Source organism: Sporosarcina sp. SAFN-010 (assembly GCF_059415065.1).
On sequence record NZ_JBPFDS010000002.1, the window covers coordinates 104,722 to 127,629 of the forward strand.

Here is a 22,908-nt window from a genome sequence, read left to right on the forward strand (position 1 = left end):
TCTTTTTACTCATAAAAAAAAGCCCACCTCAAGAAGAGGCGAGCTTGAATAGATCATTTTGAGCACGTGATAGAAATACAGAGAAATCGGATCGCGTCATTTTTTCGTATGGTTTAAACGTACCATCCTTATATCCGGATGTGATTCCAGCATTCGCTAAACTCATAATCGCTTTGTAGGCTGCGATTGACGAGTTCACATCAGCAAACGATTTGTTTGAAGTCGCCGTCAACTGATATGCCTTCGAAATCATAATTGCCATTTCAGCACGAGTGACATTTGCTTCCGGGCGGAACGTTCCATCTGTAAACCCTGATATCACTTTCGCTTTTACAGCTGCGTCAATGTACCCTGATGCATAGGAAGATGGGGACACATCACTGAATTTTGTTTTAGTTGGAGTTCCTGAGTACCCTAACGCTCTGCCAATTAGAACTGCCGCTTCCCCGCGGTTAATGGCCGTGTACGGTCGGAATGTCCCGTCTTGGAATCCTTTGATTTGTTTTTTTCCCGCCAGATAGCCAACTGAGCCAGAAAACGGCTGTGAGTTTTTCACATCAGAGTAAGCAGGTTCTGAGAATTCTACGTACTGACGCTCTATCGTTTGCTTTTTTTGAGCGTCTACAGAAGTTACAAAAATTTCTTTTTTTCCTTTTACTCCGTAAATCTCCATTTGGCCATCTTTCAGTTTGAGCGACTTGCCATTCATGACCACTTTCAAAAGTTTCGAATCAGTTGTGGACAAAACGACTTTCCCTGTTGAGTTTGTTTTAGTGAAGCTAACTGAGTAAGGCAGTTCAGGCATGTATTGAATAAGACCAAAACCATATAAATTATCTCGACCTTTGACCCCGAGATCCTTTGCCGTGCTTGTGATAAGATTTCGCAATTCAACATTCGTCATCTTTGGAAAGCGCTCTTTATAAATCGCAAGTAAACCAGCAACATGGGGCGCCGCCATTGACGTACCCGACAGTCGCGTATAACCATCCGTCCGACCATCTTCGTAATCCCATTCGATCGGGAATGTGCTCAATATCGAATCCCCAGGTGCTACAAGTTCCACCTCCGGACCAACGGCACTTTCAGGCATTTTTGTGAGATCATTTTTCACTGCCCCTACACCAATAACTGAACTGTATCTAGCTGGATAGAGAACTGCTTTGTTCGTTGTCTCTCCGTTATTCCCTACTGAAGCGGTAATGAGGATTCCTTTGTTGTATGCAGTTTGAAGTGCTGTCCGCAGAGCCACATCATCTTCATCTGTTGTAATGCTCATATTAATAATGTCCATTTTGTTCTTAATCGCCCACTCTATTCCAGACACCAGGCTATCTGTAGACCCTGAACCAAATGCATTCATTGCTTTAACACTGTATAAGTCAACAGATGGTGCAAGTCCAACTATCCCTGTGTTGTTTTTCAATGCTGCCAAAATACCTGCAACGTGTGTACCGTGTCCGTTATCATCTGTATAAGGCACATCCGGAGCACATTCAAATGCTAGTGAACAATAGCCACCTTTCACTTTCAAATCGCGGTGGTTTACATCAATACCTGAGTCGAGGATAGCCACCTTAACACCAGCTCCTGTATATGGTGAAAGAAGGGATGGGGAGGCCCCAAGTACTTTTGCTGACTCCAGTTCATTGTCAGTTGTTTGCTCATATTCTATATTTTCTTGAGTGTGCAACTTAGGGAATTTATTTTTTAATTGAGCGAGTTCGTCAGCAGAGAGCTGAGCTGAAATGATTGGAAATGCGCTGTAAATTTCTTCAATTGTAAGATTTTCGCTTTTCATATAGGAGACAATTTCCTGTTGGTTTTGATCGACTAGCATATAGTGTTCTTTCAGAGCTTCTGAGGTTTCAGAAGCTTCTGCGGCTAAAACAGAACCACTTCCTATTAAACTAAACATCACTATGAACAATGCTCTTTGTACCAGACCCCTCATCGCATTCATCCTCTCTCTATTTAGTTTCTATTGTACAGGTTTTCTAGTAAAAAAGAAGTCCTGGTCACACGAATGTGATGCCCGGACTTCTTTTTTTGAAATTAGTGATATCTAGGAGAGGGAGATGAGCCAAATTGTGAATACAATCCAGCCACATCTTTAAGTCCTTCATAATTGTAATAATAATCTAACGTTCCAAGCACTATCGCTTTAGCCATTGCCTCACGATAAGTTGGTGATTTCAAGTACGAGTTGTCTTTTGCAGTATCAATGAATCCAAGTTCTAATAGAACTGCAGGCATCGAATTTTCACGTGTTACATGGAGAGATTTGTTTTTCACACCACGGTCTTTAAGTCCCCAAGCTTGGAGCATTCGTTTTTGCATATACGTCGCAAGTGCTTTGGATTCTTTTTCTTTTGGGTTATTTCCAGCTGCATAGTAATACGTCTCTGTACCAGTACCGCCACCTGCATTTGCGTGAACACTTACGAACAAGTTTCCTTTTTGCTGTTTCGCAAAATTCACACGCCCTGGGAGGCTTGGATAGGTATCCGAAGTTCGCGTATAACGAACCGCTAAAGGTGTTTTATCGAAATACTTTTGAGTTCGCATGGAGACGTTCAACGTAATCTCTTTTTCAACAAGTCCAAGAGCAGCTGATCCCCCATCAGTTCCACCATGACCCGGGTCAATAATGATAGTTTGACCCACTAGGGACCCCCCTCCAGAAATTCCGGGTGAGCCACCGATAACTGGGGGTGGTGCTAAGTCAATCGGATCTTTTACTGAACTAACACTAGGCTTGGAAGACGATATGTACGCTGTATGGACAAATCCATAAGCACCATCTGCTTTCATATATACCCAATCCCCAACTTTATAGTAGGCCTCTACCGGATAACCTTTAAACAGTTTCTTAATGGCCAAGTAGTCTGTTGTAGGACCTGTGCGGAAATTCAGTGAATCATTTTCCGATACATTTACGTACATTTGTGAGCTTTGTAATGGCGCTGCTCCTTCGCGATATTGTGCATTAATGGCACGTGTTAAGAAAATTGCAAAGTCGCCACGCTTCATGAGTTGCGCCGTCCCAAAGTTTCCTTTGCCAACACCTTTAGAAATGCCTTTTGAGATTAATTCATTCGCAGCAGCTGTTGTCGTATTGGAATTGTATCCGAACGCGCGACTTATTAAAACTGCCATTTCTCCACGATTCAGCGTTTTGTCTGGTCGAAATGTTCTATCTGAATACCCCTTAATAATACCACGTGAAACTGAATTTTCGATATATCCAGATGCAGGGTGGGATGAGGGTACATCAGTAAATCTAGTTTCAATCTGTTTACCGCTAAGTTGAACAGCTTCGCCAATCATGGAAGCTGCGTGAGCACGTGTCATAGGCTCGTCCGGTCCAAATTTAGTAGAATTCTCATTTGATAAGATATTACTTTGCGACAAATAAGTAATTTCTTCGTACGCTCTATGATGGGTTGGAATGTCCGTGAAATAAGAGGAAGCGTCTGCTTCTTGAGGCGGAATTGATAACAAGGATAAAAGTAACAGTGAGCCGGCGGAAAGTAGTCCAATTTTCTTCAATATATAAACTCCTTTATCGTTTACTGTAGTTTTGAGTATAACACTAAATTTACCAGTTTTATATGTTCCTTATGTACTAATTTACTATTTTACGGGGTTTTTCGAGTTTATAAGACTAGCAAAAAGGGAAAACTGCTATCCCTGTATATGTATATCGACAGGAATAGCAGAATGATTAGGACTTATTCTGTTATTTTATAACCATTTTGTTGAACATCGAGAGATACGTCGATGATACGGCCTTCGACTTTAGGATTAATTTTCCCACCCATGCTTTGAAGGTATTCAATCATATTTTGCGTGTCCGAGAAACCTGGATCGGTTACCCGTCCAGCTGCAGAGGCTTCTTTAAACACGTCATATCCATCTCCGCCACGCGCTGTAAAGGAGTTCGTTGCGATGAAGTAAGTCTTCTCTTCGTCCAACGCTACATACTCTTCACCTTCAAGAACCATTACGTCTTGTACGCGTTCGCCAGCTTTTTTCGTACTGTCGAACGTGAACTTCATTCCACCTACGTGAAGGAATCCACCATACTCCTGAAGTCCTTTTCCGCCTTCGATCGCATCCGCTTTGACACTGTTTTCAAGTGCACGTTTAATGTCTTTTCCTGGTGCTTCTACGATTGCTAGCGGATTACCGAAAGGCAAGACTTTTACAATTTCACCTACTGTAATCGTCCCTTCATCAACAGAGGTACGGATTCCACCACCATTTTGCATGGCGATGACCGTTTTCCCTTGCAGAGATGGCAATGTTTTCGCTTTCCAAAGCATGGCATCTGCTATGAGGTTTCCAAGGTTCGTTTCGTTATGTCGGACACTCGACGTTCCTTCGTTGCTCGAATCACGCTTTGCATCCAATACTACTTCAGACTCTACTCCGATAGATTCTTTCTTCAATTCTTCCACACCAAGTGTGAATGGCGCTAGAATACCTGCTGCTTTCTTATCAGGCTTGATTTTCTCTTTGTCGATCACGATGAGCTCCCCGTGATTCGAATACATCTCACCTTTAGGGTTGAATTTCACATCGAGTGTTCCAAGGTTTTTCGCATACTCCCCTGTTTGGACGATGAGTGTTTTACCGCCCGCATTGTTTGCTACTGTAATCGGCTCTTTCAACTCTGTGTGACTGTGGCCCCCGACGATGACATCGATACCCGGGACGGCTTTCGCCAGTGATTGGTCACTTCCATAAACGGATGATTCATGAACACCAATATGAGTCAGTGCAACGATCTTGTTGACGCCTTTTGCTTCGAATGCTTCGACTGTCGCTTTCGCACGTTCGATATAATTTTCAAGTTTAACTTTGTTAGGGGAAGCGATATCTGCTGTCTCTTCTGTTGTTAAACCGAACAGACCTATCTTTTCACCATTCACTTCGACGATTGTTCCGTCGTAAACGCCGCCACCTTTAGCGTTTTCCACAACACCACGTGTCTGAAGTGCAGCGAGTTCCGGCTCTGCAGAAAGGTCAATGTTGGCACCTAATACAGGGAACGATGCACCTTTGACATAGTTACGCATTGCGTCATGAGATCCGCCTTCATCAAATTCATGGTTACCGAAAGTGACTGCGTCGAAGCCAAGGTAGTTCATCATCACTGTGTCTGCTTTTCCTTTGTATTTGCTCCAATAGAGATCGCCTGAGAAGACATCTCCCCCGTGGAGAAGCAGGTTGTTCTCATGTTTTGCACGCAACTCATTGACCACCGTTGCTACATATGGGAACGGCTCCAAGTATGCATGATGGTCATTCATATGCATCACCATGAGGTCGAAGAAACCGAAGTGTGCGTTCCCGCGGTTCAAGAAGAGTGCTAGTTCGCCGCGGGTTACAGGTAATGTTGCCCCGAACATTGCGCCTGATTTACCACTTGCGATTTTTTCTTTTACAAGTGCTTGTACATATGGAGCGAAGTTTCCGTTCACATCTTTGAATTTTGTTTCCTTTATGGATTTATCCACTTCGAGTTCTGCAGCTTTCACGATCATTGCAGCTGCTTCGTTGCGTGTTAAGTGTTCGTTGGATCCGAATAGCTTATCGGTTTTCCCATTTACCACTTTTTTCTCAGCTAACGCATCGACTGCCCATTTTGCGTGGGCGGGTACGTCTGTGAATCCCGAGTCCTTGTAAACGCCTCCTGGTTCAAGACCCATGGTTTTTGCGATGAATACAGCTGCATCAGCACGCTTTACTGCAGACGTTGTATCGAATGTGGTTGAAGTTATGCCTTTTGTAATATCATTTGCCCAAAGGAAGTTGACCGCGTCTTTGTAAATTGCGGAAACGTCGGTGAATTTCGAGGAATCGGCTGATGCGCTTGGTACCGCCAGTGCAGTTGCGACCGCTGTCGCAGTGATAGCTGTTGCCATGAATCTAGTCTTCTTCGTCATTCGAAATTGCCCCCTAGAATAGTAGTTTGGACATGCATGTCTATCATATCAGTTTCAGAGTGTTACGACTAGTTGTATTTGGATTTATTTGAATAAGGGGCTAAGAGGACGGCGTCTCACTTCGTTCAACAGGGTGTGGTGAGACAGATATTAACATTGTAGATAGAAAGAATAGAGAAATCCCTCGGGGCTGTGGTGGCTCCGAGGGATTTATTTAGAAACGGAAGGGTTCGCGTTTAATAGCTAGGCTTCCTAGTAGGTATGCGAGCAGGGATAGGACTACTGGGATGGTGACTGTGTGGACGCCCAGTAGGTTGCCGTATTCCTGGTTGTAGAAGTGGATGGCGATGTAGCTGCCGATTCCGGTGAGCATGGATAGAAGCGCGCCGTATTTGTTGCCGTGTTTCCAGTAGAGTCCTAGGACGATTGGCCAGATGAAGGCGGCTTCTAGTCCTCCGAATGCGAATAGGTTTAGGAAAATCAGTAGGTCCGGCGGTTGTAGGGCGAGTAGGAATACGACGATTCCGAGTACGCCTGTGATGCCGAAGCTGAGTATTTTGACCTTTTTTTCGGGTGCGTCTGGTTTGATGAAGTTCAGGTATACGTCCTTGACAATCGCTGAGCTGACGAGCAGCAAGAGCGAGTCGACGGTGGACATGATTGCGGCCATCGGCGCAGCGAGAACGATGCCGGCTAACCATGGAGGCAAGACTTCCAGCGCGATGAGAGGGATGACTTTATCCCCCACTTCGATTCCTGGTAGGACGGGACGCGCAAATATGCCGATCAAGTGCATGTTGAGCATGATGAAACCAGTGACGATTGTACCGATTGCGAGTGCGCGGTGCATGGCACGGGAGCTTTTGTAGCTCATTGTCCGGATGACCATTTGCGGGAGTCCGACGACACCAACACCGACGAGTATCCAAAAACTTGAGACGTAGGCGGCTGTGAGGCTACCGTCTGCTCCGAATGGCGTCACGAGGCGCGGGTTTTCATTCAACAAATCTTGCATGATGGCCGGAATTCCGCCACCCGCGATGATGACGCCGATGAGTAGAATGAGCGTTCCCACGACCATGATAGCGCCTTGGACGGCGTCGGTGAGTGCGACGGCGCGGAATCCACCGATTGTGACGTAAACAAGGACGCTGACCGCGAAGATGAAGAGCGCCGACGTGTAACTAAGGCCGGTGAGTGATTCGATGAGCCGTCCGCCGCCTACCCATTGCGCTGTCATCGCGGAAAATAGGAAGACGATGATGGCGATGGCTGAGAGTATTGCGACCGCTGGGCTGTTGTAACGCGCTTTCAGGAAGTCTATCATCGTGACAGCGTCGTAGCGACGGCTCAGGATGGCGAACTTTTTACCGAGTACGAGCAGGACGAAGTAGCCAGTTACGACTTGGGTCATCGCGAGAAGCGCCCAGCCGAAACCGACAGTGTATGCGGTTCCGGGACCGCCAAGGAAGCTGGATGCGCTTCCGTAAGTTGCAACCATGGTCATCGCGAGGACGAAGCCGCCGAGTTCACGGCCGCCCAGGAAGTAGTCTTGCAGGAAACTGCCGCCACTGCCCATTTGCTTGGAGGCAATGAACCCGATGGCGAATATTGCGATCAGGAATATGATAAGCGGGATGAGTACGCCGATGTTCATGATTTCGGTCCTTTCTGTGCGGGTTTATCCGAAAAATTAGGTGGATTTGGATGGTACGTCGGGTCGTCGTCAAGCGGCATGTCGGTGAGGACGAATTTCGCGAGGACGACGGTAATGATGCTCATGAGTATGAATCCTACGACGCAGCTCCAGAAGAACCAGTCGGGCAAGCCGAGTATATATGTATATTCTTCGACGGGGCGACCGCCAAGTCCATAGGCAAAGCCGAACCACCAGATGAAGTTGAAGATGGCTAGTGCGACGCCAATCCATGCTTCTTTATGCGCGGTTTTGAAGCGCGGGTCTTGTTTGGGTTGATCAGATTGTGGTGAGTTGGGTGTGTCCGGTCGCATGGCGGTGCCTCCTTTTAGTGAGTGCTGGGTTTTTGTTGAGTATATCCTATTTTGTGGATGGGGGGTAGGGGGAATTTGTTGTGTTTGAGGGGATTCTGCACTTGCTTGAACTCCTGCGCCTGGGTTTCAGGGAAATCGCATACTCAAAACACACAAAAACCCTGCCGCAGCAGGGTTTTACTTGGTGCAGTATTGATAGATTGCGGCGGTTGCTAGGCAGTCGCCGATTGCGTTGTGGGCGTCGTGTTCGAGTTGTAGGTATTGTGTAAGTGTTGTGAGTTTGTGATTGGGTGTGTCTTTAATTTTTTGGCGTGCGATTTTCACCGTGTCGATGACGGTATATTCCGGGATGGAAATGCCATTTACACCTTCGAGCGCGTAAAGGAAGCCCATGTCGAATGAGGCGTTGTGCGCGATGATGGGCAGTTCCCCGATGAATTCGATCAGCTCACCTAGTTTTTCATCAATCGTTGGGGCTTCTTCTACCATTTCATTGGTAATTCCCGTCAGGCGGGTAATTGTTGGTGAAATGTAGCGCTGCGGATTGATGAGGACGTCCATCTGCTCATCTTTCCAATGGTCGAAATAACGGATTGCCCCAATTTGAATGATTTGATCGGCTCCTGCTCGTAATCCCGTCGTCTCAAAGTCGAGCACAACGTAATCGTTCACGGGTTTCGTGCTTTTTTTATATTTTTGTGCAGTTGTTTTGCGTGAACGATTCGGTTGCTCTGCCTTTTCCTGCAACAGCCTAATCGCTTTTTCATGGATATCCATGCGGTTGCTCCCCCTCTACGAACCTATTATGGCTAGTATACCCTGGAACGACCGCACAAAACAGCCACCATGTTTGAATAGCCGAGTGTTACAGACGTTTTTTATTGAAATGAAGAATAGTTCCTATTAGAAAAACGAGCAGTGACCCCATTGCGACTAGAAATGGGGTCAGCATTTCTTTCGGAGCAACATCTCCTGTTAACATCTGCGGTGGACCTGTCAGCAGTTGGAGTGGATTCCAAGTTGCAGAGTCCGGGAAAATCGCGATGATAAACAATGTGACCACTGCCACCACTGTCACCAAAAGACCTCCATATGCGGATGCGAAATAGGTGTTACCCCATAACGTAATTGTGAACAGTAGTAACCCCAATACATAGACGCAGCCCGCAGCGAGGATCACATGCTGGACGATGGTTTGATCCCAATAAAAGGCGGTGTAGCTATACGTGATGATAAATGTCAGCAGGAATGCGATCGTCCAATAAGCGAAGCCCATTGCAAATTTCGCAGTGATGACCGTACTCCTACGCAGCCCCTTTGTGAGCAAGATGACTAGTGTACCTTTTTCGAGCTCTTTCGACATCATCGTGCTGAACAATAAAATGAAGATGAACAGACCCATTTGCGGGAAGTTTTTGTAGAATTGCAGCCACGAATCAAGGGCGGTTGGTTCGGGTAGATTCAGGACCGTGCCTTCTGGCATGAAATTCTCCATGAGTGCAGGCGTGATTTTTGCGGTGAACGGATTTAAAATGCCGATTACAGAAAAAATAAGGATAGTAAGCAGCAGCTTGTAGGACTTCACACTCTCCGTCCATTCCTTCTTAAGAAAACCGAACCATGGGCTCATTTCAGCACCTCCAGCACGACTTGTTCGAGCAGTCTTGTGTGAGGATGCATCGATTGGATGACAAGGTTGTGATCCGTAAGTTCGCGCATGAATAGTAGGCGTTCACTCTCGCTTGATAACTGTACGATGAGTGTGTCTTCTTCTATATACATGTGGTGTTCGAGTTCTCTGAGCTGTGATAGCGCCTGTTCCGCCGATATGGTGAACGTAAACACATACTGATGTTCAACTTGTTGCTGAAGTGCAGCGAGTTCATCTTCAAAGATGATGGTGCCCTCGTGCAGCATAGCGACGCGGTCACAAATTTGCTCGGCGTCTGACAGAATGTGCGTTGAAAAGAACACCGTTGTTTCAGATTTTGCTGCTTGTAATATGGATAAAATCTGCGCACGTCCTACTGGATCGAGTGCCGATGTGGGTTCATCGCAAATCAGCAGTTTCGGGCGATTAAGTAGTGCTTGCGCAATGCCGAGTCGTTGTTTCATGCCCCTCGAGTACGTTCGGATCGGGGATTTAGTTTGGCTGAGTCCTACTAGTTCGAGTAATTCTTCGATGCGTTGCTTGCGTTCTGATTTTTGCATATTCGTGATGACGGCGCATAATTCAAGGTATTCGCGTGCAGTGTAATATGGATAAAATTCAGGGACGTCGGGTAAGTAGCCGATGTGTGCGTTCGATTTTGTTTGGCCGAATTTGACCGTTTCACCTGCGATTATGATGGTGCCCGTTGTGACCGGGAGTAGCCCTAACATGCATTTCATGAGTGTCGTCTTACCAGCACCGTTTGCGCCAACGAAACCAAAAATGGAGTGCTCTGGTATGGTGAGACTAACGTTTTTCAGGACTTCTTTTCCACCAAATTTCTTTGTAACGTTGTTAATGGACACGACCATCTTCGTCTCCCCTTCCTGCGATAAAGTAAATAAGTGGTCCGATGAATTGAATGAAAAGCACAATGAGTAACCACATTACTTGGTTGCCGAACCGGTAATGCGGGTGGCGGATGATGTGAATAACGGAAAAAATGGCAAGTCCGAATTGGAGCAGGGCGAGTGGTATTATGAATGGCAAATATTCCATGAGTAAATCCAAATCTGTGTTCATTATTTATCCTCCAATCCCCAACGTAATTTATCTTTCAGTGCACGCATCTCTTCGTCCTTTTGATAGGGCTCAAAAAATGGGGCGTTCATGACCTCGATGGCAGATTGTTTGATGAGGTCGTCGTTGCGAAGTGCATTTTTACCTAGATCCAATTGATCCAACCATCCTTCCAATAAATTAAAGTAGTCATCCCCACGGAGGGCGATTGGCCATAAATCATGGATGCATACGTCTACATAACTCTCTAAGTGTTGATAAAGTAGCTCTCGATTTTGAGTGTTCGCGGCCACTTGTGCAACGCTTATGTAAAATTGCAGGCAAATGTTGGGGTGCAGTTGCTTAAGTTCGTAAAGCTCGATTAATCCGTCTGTACGGCGGATGGTTTCATCAAAAGCTGATAGGTTTGCTGCCGTCAGTCTTAGATAAATAGGACTGCTACCGACAAGTTGGAGAATGCTTTGGTACATCAGCACTTGGATAACACGGGTGGCATCCTCGTTGTTGCCGATTTGTTCGTGAGCGGTAGCGAGAAGAACTTCGTCTCCAATACTAGGCTGAATAACCCCATCTAGAAGTTCGAGAGTTTTTTGTGGATCTTCTTGCATGAGCGCAACGTTTGCTAGCAAGGAGTTCACTTGTCTCAGCACCCAGACGTCATCGCTAACCTGACGAATTCGCTCAAGCCACTGGGTGATTTTATCCAAAATAATCGCGCTGTTTTCTGCAAGGTGATAATGATTGAGCATAAGAATACTCATTTGCAGAAGTAGCGATGGATGGTGATAGTGCGTTTTCACTTGGTTTTCGACCTCTTGAAACACGCTTGAAAATGATTCTTTCCCAAATTTTTGCGAGAAGTCATTATACAGCTCTTGGATTGTTTGCTTGGATACTTCTTGCTCGTAGCTGAGCAGGTCATCGACCGTGATATCAAAGTAGGCCGCGAGTTTCGGGAGCAATGTAATGTCGGGATAACTTTGTCCTTTCTCCCACTTCGAGACGGAAGCTTTTGTGACTTGGCAATGCGTGGCGAGTGTTTCTTGCGTAATGTTCATCCGCTGACGTTCACGAAGTATAATGGAGCCGATTCGGAGCATGGTGTCTCCCCCTTTTATGTTCTCTCTTCAGTATATGTTAATCGGTGGGAGATTCAATCTACTATTGGTTGATATACGGATTGGCGGGTCAACTGTTAGGCTACTTTCTGTGATGGGAACTGGTTGGTTTTTGGGGGAAACGGGCGGGTTGCCTCAGGGAACGAGCGGGTTGCCTCGGGGAACGAGCGGGTTGCCTCGGGGAACGAGCGGGTTGCCGCAAGGAACGAGCGGGTTGTTTCGGGGAAACGGTCGGGTTCATTGCCAAAGCGGTCGGGTTGCTCGGGGAAACGGGCGGGTATCCTTAGTTAGCGTTCGTTCAAATGGAAAACTTGGACATCCAAATCCTTCATACTCTCATTTTTCATCACTAAATGCGCAGCGTAGCGGAGCACACCAATTCGTCTTGGTTTTGAAATAGGGAGAGCTGGATTGGTCGCGAGTGTGGAAGTGGATTGGAGTGGGGATTTTTCCGCGGGAATGGAACGGTTAGGCAGACGATTCTATCGCTAGAACATGCAAAAAGGCTGCCCGAGGGAGGGCAGCATTTTCATTTATTTCTGTACGATCACGTAGCTTCCTGCAGCTTCAATCTCAAACTGCGCTTCGTTCTTTTTCACTTTGACTTTTGATGATTTGTTTGTGCTCAAGTTGAGGGCTTCTGCTTTCTTCAACTTTTTCGCTGTTGCTTCGCCTAGTTGGATGGCAACTGCGATTTCTTCTTCGAATTTATTGACAGCTGATTTTTGAGTAGCTGTCCCTTTAGCGAAGTCGATTGTGTAGACATCTGAAACTGCGTTTTTCACTGCGGATGATGACGATGTGCCGACCGTGATCACTGCGTCGCCGCCAGTGCGTTCCATTAACTCTTCCACAGCATCGTCTTCAAATGTGTACACTGCGTTACCTGCTTTTAGGACAAGGTCTTTTTCGGACTTCTCGATTTGCTTCAACAGTGCTTTCGAGAATTCCACGTCCATCGTGCCTTCAGCGGCAGGTACATCAATGATGATTTGCTTCGCTTTTTTGTCTCCGATGAATGAAGCAATCATATCTTCAGTCACCACTACCGCTTTCGGAGCAGCGGCTTCTACGTGGACTTTAACAGTCGTTGTGAAGTCGCCTAGAGTGACGCTGATTTCTGCGTCACCTGCTCCAATTGCCGTGATTTTACCTTGGGTTACTTTCGCAACGTCCGAATTATTGGACTGATACGTTGCGTCTGTTGTTACGTCTTTAGTTGTCGCCGTCCCATCCGCTTTCGTCGTTGTTTCGACGAGTTGGACAGAAGCTGTGTCCCCAGCTTTCATGGAGACACTGTCTTTATCCAACGAATACGTAATGATTGGAGCGGGCTCACCTTTTACTGTCAAGTAGACGAGTAGGCTTTCACCGTTCGGCAAGACGACTTTCACTTGCGTTTTACCTGGTGTGAGCGCGCTGATCAATCCTTTTTTAACTGTTGCAATTTTGTTGTTAACGACGCTGTAGCTACTTGCGCCTGTTACGTCTTTTTCAGTGATTTTGCCATCAGGCGTCACTGTTTTCTCAATCACCTTCAATTGCTTTTGCTGATTCACTTGCATCTTCACGTCGGTTTTATCCACAGAATACGTGACGATGTTTTGTGGAGGTGTGACGACTTCCAAATATACGAAGATCGTGTCTTCTCCTGGAATCATGACGCGGACTTGTGTTTTACCAGCTTTGTGCGCAGTTACGAGTCCTTTTGAAACCGTTGCGATCTTGTTGTTCACAACATTGAAGCTTGTCGATGGCGTGAAGTCTTGTTCAATCACTGTTCCATCTGGCTTTACTGTCGTCTTCAAAACAGTAAGTTGTTCTTGTTGACCTACACCTAATTTAAGAGTGTTTTTATCAACCGAATACGTCACAACGTCTTGTGGAAGATCTTTCACCTCTAGATAAACGAAGCGAGTATCTTGTCCAGGTATCATGACGCGGACTTGTGTTTTGCCTGCTTTGTGCGCAGTTACAAGTCCTTTGTGAACTGTAGCGACTGAATTATCCACTACATTAAAGTTTACTGTTGGCGTTACATCTGTTTTCACGACTGTACCGTCAGCTTTCACTTTAGTTTCAGTGATTGTCAGCTGCTCTTGCTGGCCGACACCAAGTGATAGGTTTTTCTTGTTAAGTGCATAGCTTACTTCTTCCTTCACAGGTTCAGCAGTTACTGTTACTGGAACCGTTTGTGTGAAGTCGTTGTATGTGACAGTGATGTCTGCTTTACCAGCAGCGACTGCTGTCACTTTTCCGTTTGAAACTGTTGCAACTGCTGCATCGCTTGAAGCGAATGTTGCTTCTGCAGTTACGTCGCGGTCAGTTGACGTGCCATCTGGCTTCGTTGTAGTTTCCGTGACGAGAAGTTGAGCTGTGTCGCCCACTTTCAAGTCAAGCGCAGATTGATCGACAGAAACAGAAACTGTGTCCACTGGCTCTTCGACTGCTGTGTAGATGACTTCTTCTGCTTTGTTACCAGCAGCGTCAGCATATTTCACAGTGACATTGTTTTTGGTTTTATCAAACGTTGAAAGGCTGAATGCGAATGAACCATCCTGTTCGAGTTTAACAGCACCAGAGTCAACAACTGTTTCCCCTACTGTCACTTCATATGTTGCTGCAAGTTTTGTGTTGATGTCGTAGCCCATTCCGAATTTCACGAGCTCTTTTTGGTAATCGACGTACTTGTCGATGATTTTACCCGTTGCTTTTCCGTCTGCAACTGTTCCTTCGATTGTGCCAGCTGTCGATTTCACGACCACTGGACCTACGTAATCAGAGATCACTGGTGGATTGCCAGACACGGTTTCCGCAGTGAAATCAATTGTATACAAACCATCTGGAATTTGTGCTTTCCCAGTGCCATCCCACGGTGTGTATTGCCCCGCAATCGGAAGCTGGTAAGAGCCTGAACCAAGTGAAGTGCTTGCATGCAAGTAGCCGATGTAGCCATCCGCGTATGCTCCACCCGTTGGGTCCATGATGTTCCAAAGCTCGATGAAGTTTGTGGCAACGTCACCTGTAATCGTGAAGTACATCATTGCGTCGTCATTCACGCCATCTCCGTTGAACGATAGATCTGTTTTCGTGATTTCCATATCTTGAATTGCGACTGCAGATGCGCCACCAAAGTCCGCTGCGAATGGTAATGAAAGATCCTGGCCATTTCCTTCGATGTGAATGTACCCGAGGATTTCATCCCCAGCTTTTGTCTCTGCCTTAGAAGCAGTCAGAGTTACGTTCAATAACTGTTCGCCATTTAGTGTGAACTCGGATTTGTCTACTGCGACTTTTGCGTCGCCAAATCCTTTTGTTACGTCAACGGAAACTGTGTAGTCGCCGCCAGCTGATTTCAAATCTTTCACTTTGATTTGCTTAGTGACGTTCAGGTTTTTATCCAACTTTTGAGGACCAAATGTAACGGTTCCTTTTAAGTTTTCTACTTCCGTTCCGTCGTTATTTGCTTTGTCAATCGCATAAGCAAGTACATCTGCGTGTGCCGCCTTGTAAGCATCAACGCGTCCTGCTCCTTGTGCAAAGACATCATATTTCGTCGTATCGAGCAATGTTGCCGTGTTTGAGAGAGCTACTTTCACGTCAAATGCGTTCCATGTTGGATTCGCTTGCTTCACAAGTGCTGCGATTCCAGCAATGTGTGGAGTTGCCATGGACGTACCTGTTTTACGTGAGTATGCTTCGCTGTAATCTGCTTCCGGGAAATCGTTCCCGTACATCGGAATTGTTGACATGATATTTGTTCCAGGCGCCGCAACGTCGGGCTTAATGTCGAAGTTCGGTGTGGATGGACCACGTGAACTGGAGTCATTGACTTCATCACCTGTTGTTTTAACGTTTGAGAATTGATCAAACGAAATTGTACCAGGTGCCGCCGCGAGTGCAGCGCGAAGTGCATCTCCGTCAGTTTGAGACATGTCAAATGTCGGGATGAATTCGAATGCATCGCCTAGGAAAACGTCGGATTTGTTTGGTGCATTTGTACCGCCAGCAAAGTTTTGGACGATAATAGCTGCTGCACCATTTTTCTTAGCCGCTGCGACTTTATCGACAAACGCGATTTCTCCACGAGAAACGAGTGCTACTTTGCCAGTTACGTCAAGATCAGCATAGTCTTTTTCAGCGCCGACTCCTGGGACTGCAACGAGGTCGTAGTTACCTGTCAATTCGGATTCTACGTTTTTACCGAACGTAGTTGCCATCAGATCATTCACTTTGTTGTATGTGAAGTCACCTGCCGTTACATTTACGTTTGCTTTGTAATGTACTTCCGGATTTGTTGTATTTCCTACTGCAATTCCGAGTCGTGATGTTGCAGGTGTGCCCATTGTGCCGCGGTTCGGACCTGAGTTGCCCGTTGCGATGACAGAAATCGTACCTGCAAGCATTGCGTTGTTGATGGCGAAGGATGCACCATCTGTTTCAGAGTTCGCGCCACCACCGAGTGATAGGTTGATAACGTCGATTTTCTCGATGACTGCTGTGTCGATCGCTTTGATGATGCCTGAAGTTGCACCACTACCGTAAGCGCCAAGGACGCGGTATGAGTAAAGATCAACTTTCGGTGCGATTCCTTTGATACCGAATTCGTTGTTACCTTGTGCGGCAATTGTACCTGCCACGTGTGTTCCGTGAGTCGTATAGAATGAGCTACCACGTTCGTTCACTTCCGGTTTGTTAGCCGGACGATCGAGTGGAGATGTTTCAGAACCATCGTCATCTGCGCGTGGACGTGCATAATCGCCACCTACGTGAGGAACGAAGTTTTTACCGCCTTTATAAACGGCTTTCAAATCAGGATGTGAAGCATCAATTCCAGTATCGAGGACTGCGACTTTGACACCTTGTCCCTCTATTCCTTCTTCCCATAGCTTGTTAATGCCTAGGAATGGAATGCTTGTGTCCATCTTAGCATCTACTTTTGGGTCCACTTTTTGAAGGCCTTCTTGTGCATAGACTGTCGCATCGGGTTCGACGTATTTCACGCCGCTTACTGTTAGGAGTTTCTTGAGGTCGTTCGCTTGAACTGTTCCGGAGAGACCATTGAGGACTGTATCGTATGAGTAAGCTTGGTCGAATTTGACGTTTTTGACCGTCATTTCTTTACGAGCTGCGTTTTGTTGAGTTTTGATTTTTTCTTTTTTGTTAGCGATTTCAGATTGTGTCATCTTCTTTCCGTTTAGCTTCTTGATCCCTTGTTCAAGACCCACCGCTTTTTCGGATAAATGAATGATGACGGGAACTTTTTGACTGCCAGTAAGATCCTGCAGATCCTTATGGAGCCGGGCATCCCCTTCCAGCAAGCTTGTCTGTTGTGCAATCGCAGCTTTTTGCTGGAGCGCACTGGCATCTTGCGGATTCGGCTTGAACGGCTGTTTCAACAGCGCTGCGTTTGCAGTACCGGAGAACGGCAGAACAAGCGAAAGAACCAAGATGAGTGTTAGAAATGTACTTAGAAATTTCGTGAATTTCTTATTGGCCAATTCCTCTTCCCCCTTTAAGTTTTTGTTGTCAGACTTAACTAAATTAAGTGACAGAATGACAATATCATAGTTTGGAAGATTTTAGAATGGCTTAACGACAAGGTTTTGACGATTTAACACTATTTTCTGAAAAATCGTTCGATAGGCATCTATTTGGGTCATGTGGAGTAGTCCGTTGGAAGGGTTGAGTACTTCGGATTCCGTGATGAATGGAGTGGGTTGTGGATGTAGGAAGTTTGACGGAGGTTGGTGGGTGTTGAATTGAGCGGGTTGGTTGATGAATTGATCGGGTTGCTCATGGAAACGAGCGGGTTGCTCGGGGAATTGATCGGGTCGCATGCTGAATCGAGCGGGTTGATCCCCGAAACGATCGGGTTGCTCGCGGAAACGAGCGGGTTTCCCGTCGAATTGATCGGGTCGCATGCTGAATCGAGCGGGTTGCTCGGCGAATTGATCGGGTCGCACACCCAATCGAGCGGGTAGCTCACCAAACCACCCAGAATCCCTCTCCAAAAAGAATCATCCCCACAAAAAAGACACTTCGCAAAATTACGAAGTGCCACAACCTTTATCCGCCAATCGCTTACTCACTTACCTCACAGCAATACTCATAGATACTTGCAGTGGCACGACAATCAGTTAAGCAACTCATTGAGTGTTCCTTCGCGCCTAGTAAAAACGCTAATTTTCTCATCTTTTCTACATCATTCAACTGGCTAGCCACTTTTCGTGCTAATTTACTTGTATCCACGACAGTATATTTTGGTAAAACAACTGACGAAAAGTCCTGAAGCGACTCTAAAAAACCCATTTCAAACGAACTGTCATGAATGACAATAGGGAACTCTCCGATATATGAAACAAGGTGCTGAATCACATCTTCCATAAGAGGTGCATTCTGAATTTCATCATTTGATAGCCCTGTTCGTTGTGTCACTTCTATTGGAATATGTCGTTGTGGATTCACTAGCGTTTCAAATCGATCCTGTTCGACATGATTTATATATCGAATCGCAAGCACATTAATTATTTTATCAGCACCTGCCCGCATACCTGTCGTTTCAAAATCCAATACTATATAATCCTCATGGCAATCTTCGGTGGTAATATAATTACTACTTTTCGATTGCTTTCTTACACGATTGTTTTTTTGCATCGGTTGCTGATTTAACAGTGTCTGAACTATCTTTCTCTGAGATTCCATTAGTTGCACGTCCCTTGTTATAAATAATAAATATCCTATTCCCTAATTTCTAAATAACATGCATGAATTCAAGATATTATCAAAAAACTTATTTTAATTACTCGTTTTGCACAAACTATCTAGCTGTTAGCATCACCAACATCAAATTTTTTAAGCAGAAAAAAACTGTCCGCTCGTCAGTCTTCACTGAAAATCCGGACAGTCTCCCCTTTAATCTCGCTTTATCAACTTAAGGTTGTTTTAACAATAATACTTTAAAGTAATTTTTCCAACCGAATGCTCTCCATTCCGCTTTTGTTGGCATGTCCAAAGGCATCGGGAGGAAAACACGCGGTGCACTTTCCTGATCACGGATGGATGTATCGTAAACAACTACATTCCCCGCTGCGAGACCCTCTGTGACAACCGAGCGATTGAGATACTCAAACGGCGTTGTAACATCTGTTGCTGCTGCATAACCATTTTCGTCAAGTCGCCATACGAAAGCTCGATCTTTGCCAGCATCCGTCAGCCACTTCGTGCGGACTGCTGCGGCGTTTTGAGCAACATTTGTTGTAATGACGGTATTCACATGAGTACCAAAAGGAGCTGGAACTTCCTCGTCATTCGCTTTCAAACGAACTTTGTAATATGCTAATGGATTGGTTACTTTCTTATCCGCAAGCACTTTGTAAGCATCTAAGAATTCGTTCGGGGTTGCAGGGACCTGATCAATCGATTCGATCGTACCGTCTAAAGTTCCTTCTGCGCCCTTCGCGTCCAGTACAACTGGATTTCCGTTCGCAAGCTTACTCCACTCTTCGTCTTCTGCATACGTTTCAACCACTTGCTCATTGCTATAAATGACGATTTTCGGCTGATCGCTCTCGCTAGTTATACGAGCAACGACGCCATCTGTTGGACTAACTAGTGCAGGACTTGATGAGTTTTGTTCCAACTGGGATTCGACTACTTTCAGACGACGTTCCGTATCTGCTAAATCACGCTCTGCCTCCGCGATTGCTTGTGCATATGAACCGGTCTGATTCACATCGACTTTTACATCTACATTCAGCTCTACTTTCGTATCGTCATCTGTCTTTGTGCGATCAGATTTCGATGAATTGGAGCTATTTGTTTTATCTCCTGTTTCAAGATCGGAAATTGTCGAACGGATTGTGCTTTGCTGAGTCTCCAGTGCTTCTTTTTCAGACTCCCAAACTGCACGTTGACCGTCAGCTTGCTCTGTCTGTAAAGTAGCGAGTTCTTCACCTGCTGTGACCGCATCGCCCTCACGCACGAGCCAACTATCGATTGCATTGCTGTCGTTCGTATAGACAGTAAAGGTTTCTGCTGGAGCAACCAAACCATCTTTAGGCATTACTTCTTTGTATTCTTTGACTGCCAACCGTTCGTAATTGCTCACATATACTGATTTTGGTATAACGCTTTTCTCGGAATACATTAAGTAGAGATTGAGTGAGACAAAGACGCTAACAACAATCGCGATTGCTACATTTGTAGTTTTATTCATTACGAAGCGCCTCCTTGCATGACATAATTGAAGAGGCGTTCAAATGGAATGTACCCGATCGCCGCTGTTAGTAAAGCGAACAAAATTTGCAGGCCAATCAAGACCGCGAGTAAACTTTTCCAATTCATTGTTTTTGTATATGAACGGATGAAACTAAATTGCAAGCTCACGATGAGCGCAGAGATGATTGTTAATTGATTGAGGAACATAACTAAAAACCATGTGTCCGAAAATGTTGCTGATAACGGACCGAATGATAGAAATGAAACGTTTGTCGTTTCTCCTTTTACAACAAACACAAGGAATACTAGAGCTTTTTCAATGAGGAGGATACCAGTTACCAGTAATTGCAAAGGTACAATACGGCGTACAGGGATCGATGTCAAAAGGCCAAGGATATAGGATACAAAAAACAAGTGAAAAGCTATGTAGACAACAGCCCATAATATAGAACCGACCACTGAGACAATCCGTGCAATCGTATAATCGCCATCTGTCGCAACAGTGAGCATTGGACTAAGTGATTCTGTTGTCATTCCCCATATGTCACGTAATGCATAGAGTACGATGCCCGAAAGAAAAAGGAAGACAATTCGTCGGTTAAATCCGCGCATTGCCGAATTTTGGTGATTTATCGCGAGCTGTGATGGATTCGTTACATAGCGCCAGAACGAAAAGTTGAAAAACATGGGATAATTCCTTTCTTGTCAAATATGGCAAACGGATTTCTATAATAACTTCCTATCCTCTACTTTAGCAAAATCTACAAGATTTGCAAAGAATACATGTGAAATTTATACAATCTTAGACAAATTAATAGACTACAAATTAAAAAGTAGTTTCTAAGTGACCTAAATGTGGGTAAAGAATAACTAAATAACAAGTTGACTAACCTACATAACATCGCTGACAAATCTTCTCGGAAATTTCTTGTTATTTCCCGGGAAATCGACAAAAGGAGCGGAGTACGATGGAAAATCATACACAAACTAAAAAGATGGCGTACATGTCTTGGCAAGATATTGCATTTGGACTTTTAGGTTCAGCACTATTTGTCGTGCTACTAATCATTTTCACATGAATGCAGTGTGCTTGATGCTTTCGAAACAACTTTAAAAAACACCTATCATGTTAACATTTGATAGGTGTTTTTTACGTGGCATTATTCAGTTTGTACATTCGGTGTGCGCAATCCTTCCGTCAGTTCAGTGAACAGTAGTTTATTATTGTTTTCCAGGGCGTAGTCAATCATTCTCAATCGATTTTCCAGTTCCAATTCCCCAATCAGTTGCTCGATCTCACGTGCTTGCGGTTCGGATAACTCCGGGGCTAAGTGGAAGATGCCTTCTAGTACACTAGATAAATGATGGTGCAAGTCTGAAATCAGCAGCAATTGATACAGCGGTAATCGGATGAACCGGCTGCCTCGCTGAAATACGAATACTTCACCTAAGTTTTCGACTTGTAAGCTTTTCATGTTGATGACGATTTCTTTTCCTTCAATCGGTACAAATTGAAAGACCTCTTGACCTTTCAGAATCGAAAAGTATTGATACGCAAACACTAATCGCAGACGGAAATCTTCTTTACTCGTATAAAATGGAGTCATTCGTTTAACTGATAGCATCTGGATCCCCTCCGAATTTGAATATTCCGATTATTTATAGTTTATCACATCCAAGCTCTTTTTGTGAATGACAAATGCCTGCTGTATAGAACTATATGTAACTGGAGCAGAAGCTATTTCACTAACTCATCACTCTATCGTTCGATTTGGTGGAAACATACAAAAAGACATGCTATGAGACGTGAACTCCTCAATTCCCAATTCTCGTAACGCATCTAACACAGCCTCCGCCATTTTCTTATTCGAGCGATCCACCTGGTTAAATGTAATGAGATTTTTTGCATAGTCCATTGTAATTGAATCAAAAAAAGATTCTCCTACAGTCGCTGAAATGACATACAATGTCTGACGTTCTCTCACATCTATGATTCCATCCGAACTTGCAGGTTGCAGTTTCGTCTTGAGTGAGCTAACTCGGTCGGTTACCATCTTTTTCAAACCTGGTATGTAGACTACGATTTGATGAGTTATAATTTTCGACTCCTCCCCTCTTTCCAGGATGATACTTTCCATATTCACCTTAAATTATGTAAAACTACTTATATTTTTACAGAAACTGTTTGGTTTTTATCCAAATCCAACGAAATGTTGAAAAAAATATTCACGTTTTGTTGGATTCTCCATTATCCATACTCTTCTACTTTACGGTAAAACAAAAAGTGGAGGGAATGGTCATGGAACGCAAGGATAGAAACTTTGGGAAGCAATTTAAAGAGTACCGAGAAGAATATTTGGAAATTAAACAATTGGAGGCCGCTGAGCGTCTATCCATCTCATCTTCCGCCCTATCCAACTACGAACGGACTGATCGGGATTTAACTCCCGATATGCTCGCTGAAATGAAACGTACCTTTGACATACCAGATGATTACTTCATAGCGATGCTGATGGGAGAGCCTTTGAGGGATGTCCGGTCAACTAATACTAAATCAGCTGGGAAAACGAGTGAGATAAGAGAGCACTATCGCGATCAATTTATCGAACATCATCGCGCGTTGTTAGAAGAGAGTAATGAACTACGTGAAATGATCGCAATTGCATCATCACTCTCTGCAAAACAGCGTCGCATCTATTTTAATTCGATGAAATCCAATATCGCAGTGTTTAAAAGTTTAGTCGCAAAAAGTGAGCAATCTGCTACTCCCCTTCACCCTTCTGCAAAGGAATGATGAAGGGTTTTTTCTTTTCCTGCATGTGATGATTTACGCAGGTCCCTGAACTGATGTATAATAGAAAGAATGCTTTGTCTA

The 22,908-nt window shown here is 44.9% G+C and carries 18 protein-coding genes; 1 reads left to right on the forward strand and 17 read right to left on the reverse strand.

What is annotated here, in order from left to right:
• Positions 1 to 28: 28 nt before the first annotated feature.
• From ACR65F_RS03415 to ACR65F_RS03495, 17 genes are all read right to left on the reverse strand, one after another.
• Entirely contained in the window at positions 29 to 1,954 is a 1,926-nt protein-coding gene (locus ACR65F_RS03415; protein ID WP_440503296.1) for a S8 family peptidase, read from the reverse strand.
• Positions 1,955 to 2,055: 101 nt separating this feature from the next.
• On the reverse strand, positions 2,056 to 3,552 hold the full coding sequence (locus ACR65F_RS03420; RefSeq protein WP_440503297.1) for an N-acetylmuramoyl-L-alanine amidase: 1,497 nt from the start codon (positions 3,550 to 3,552) through the stop codon (positions 2,056 to 2,058).
• Between the two features lie 182 nt (positions 3,553 to 3,734).
• Complete coding sequence (locus ACR65F_RS03425) at positions 3,735 to 5,954, reverse strand: 5'-nucleotidase C-terminal domain-containing protein (protein WP_440503298.1); 2,220 nt, start codon at positions 5,952 to 5,954, stop codon at positions 3,735 to 3,737.
• A gap of 214 nt (positions 5,955 to 6,168) precedes the next feature.
• Positions 6,169 to 7,611, reverse strand: a complete 1,443-nt coding sequence (gene panF / locus ACR65F_RS03430; RefSeq protein ID WP_440503299.1) for a sodium/pantothenate symporter — start codon at positions 7,609 to 7,611, stop codon at positions 6,169 to 6,171.
• Entirely contained in the window at positions 7,608 to 7,964 is a 357-nt protein-coding gene (locus ACR65F_RS03435; RefSeq protein WP_082003268.1) for a YhdT family protein, read from the reverse strand. Before ACR65F_RS03435 ends, panF begins: the two co-directional genes overlap by 4 nt.
• Before the next feature lie 177 nt (positions 7,965 to 8,141).
• Positions 8,142 to 8,741, reverse strand: a complete 600-nt coding sequence (locus ACR65F_RS03440; protein ID WP_039041511.1) for a 3'-5' exonuclease — start codon at positions 8,739 to 8,741, stop codon at positions 8,142 to 8,144.
• A gap of 88 nt (positions 8,742 to 8,829) precedes the next feature.
• A complete protein-coding gene (locus tag ACR65F_RS03445; RefSeq protein WP_440503300.1) occupies positions 8,830 to 9,594 on the reverse strand; it encodes an ABC transporter permease in 765 nt (254 codons plus the stop codon).
• The gene (locus ACR65F_RS03450; RefSeq protein ID WP_440503301.1) at positions 9,591 to 10,487 is read right to left on the reverse strand and encodes an ABC transporter ATP-binding protein; all 897 of its coding nucleotides are present in this window, start codon (positions 10,485 to 10,487) and stop codon (positions 9,591 to 9,593) included. The genes ACR65F_RS03445 and ACR65F_RS03450 overlap by 4 nt, the downstream gene beginning before the upstream one ends.
• Positions 10,471 to 10,698 carry a PLDc N-terminal domain-containing protein gene (locus ACR65F_RS03455; RefSeq protein ID WP_440503302.1) on the reverse strand — a complete coding sequence of 76 codons (228 nt, stop codon included), beginning with the start codon at positions 10,696 to 10,698 and terminating at the stop codon, positions 10,471 to 10,473. The genes ACR65F_RS03450 and ACR65F_RS03455 overlap by 17 nt, the downstream gene beginning before the upstream one ends.
• Complete coding sequence (locus ACR65F_RS03460; protein ID WP_440503303.1) at positions 10,698 to 11,795, reverse strand: helix-turn-helix domain-containing protein; 1,098 nt, start codon at positions 11,793 to 11,795, stop codon at positions 10,698 to 10,700. Before ACR65F_RS03460 ends, ACR65F_RS03455 begins: the two co-directional genes overlap by 1 nt.
• A 551-nt stretch (positions 11,796 to 12,346) precedes the next feature.
• On the reverse strand, positions 12,347 to 17,314 hold the full coding sequence (locus ACR65F_RS03465) for a S8 family serine peptidase (RefSeq protein WP_440503304.1): 4,968 nt from the start codon (positions 17,312 to 17,314) through the stop codon (positions 12,347 to 12,349).
• Positions 17,315 to 17,395: 81 nt separating this feature from the next.
• Entirely contained in the window at positions 17,396 to 17,827 is a 432-nt protein-coding gene (locus ACR65F_RS03470) for a hypothetical protein (RefSeq protein ID WP_440503305.1), read from the reverse strand.
• A gap of 70 nt (positions 17,828 to 17,897) precedes the next feature.
• Positions 17,898 to 18,518, reverse strand: a complete 621-nt coding sequence (locus ACR65F_RS03475) for an exonuclease domain-containing protein (protein WP_039041517.1) — start codon at positions 18,516 to 18,518, stop codon at positions 17,898 to 17,900.
• 229 nt (positions 18,519 to 18,747) lie between these two features.
• Positions 18,748 to 20,031, reverse strand: a complete 1,284-nt coding sequence (locus tag ACR65F_RS03480) for a permuted SH3 domain-containing protein (RefSeq protein ID WP_039041518.1) — start codon at positions 20,029 to 20,031, stop codon at positions 18,748 to 18,750.
• Positions 20,031 to 20,720: a hypothetical protein gene (locus ACR65F_RS03485; protein ID WP_440503306.1), complete on the reverse strand. Its 690-nt coding sequence runs from the start codon at positions 20,718 to 20,720 to the stop codon at positions 20,031 to 20,033. The genes ACR65F_RS03480 and ACR65F_RS03485 overlap by 1 nt, the downstream gene beginning before the upstream one ends.
• A 473-nt stretch (positions 20,721 to 21,193) precedes the next feature.
• A complete protein-coding gene (locus ACR65F_RS03490) occupies positions 21,194 to 21,658 on the reverse strand; it encodes a hypothetical protein (protein ID WP_039041520.1) in 465 nt (154 codons plus the stop codon).
• 129 nt (positions 21,659 to 21,787) lie between these two features.
• Positions 21,788 to 22,171: a hypothetical protein gene (locus ACR65F_RS03495; RefSeq protein WP_039041521.1), complete on the reverse strand. Its 384-nt coding sequence runs from the start codon at positions 22,169 to 22,171 to the stop codon at positions 21,788 to 21,790.
• A gap of 161 nt (positions 22,172 to 22,332) precedes the next feature.
• Between ACR65F_RS03495 and ACR65F_RS03500 the strand changes: the two genes are divergently transcribed.
• The gene (locus tag ACR65F_RS03500; RefSeq protein ID WP_440503307.1) at positions 22,333 to 22,827 is read left to right on the forward strand and encodes a helix-turn-helix domain-containing protein; all 495 of its coding nucleotides are present in this window, start codon (positions 22,333 to 22,335) and stop codon (positions 22,825 to 22,827) included.
• Positions 22,828 to 22,908 lie beyond the last annotated feature (81 nt).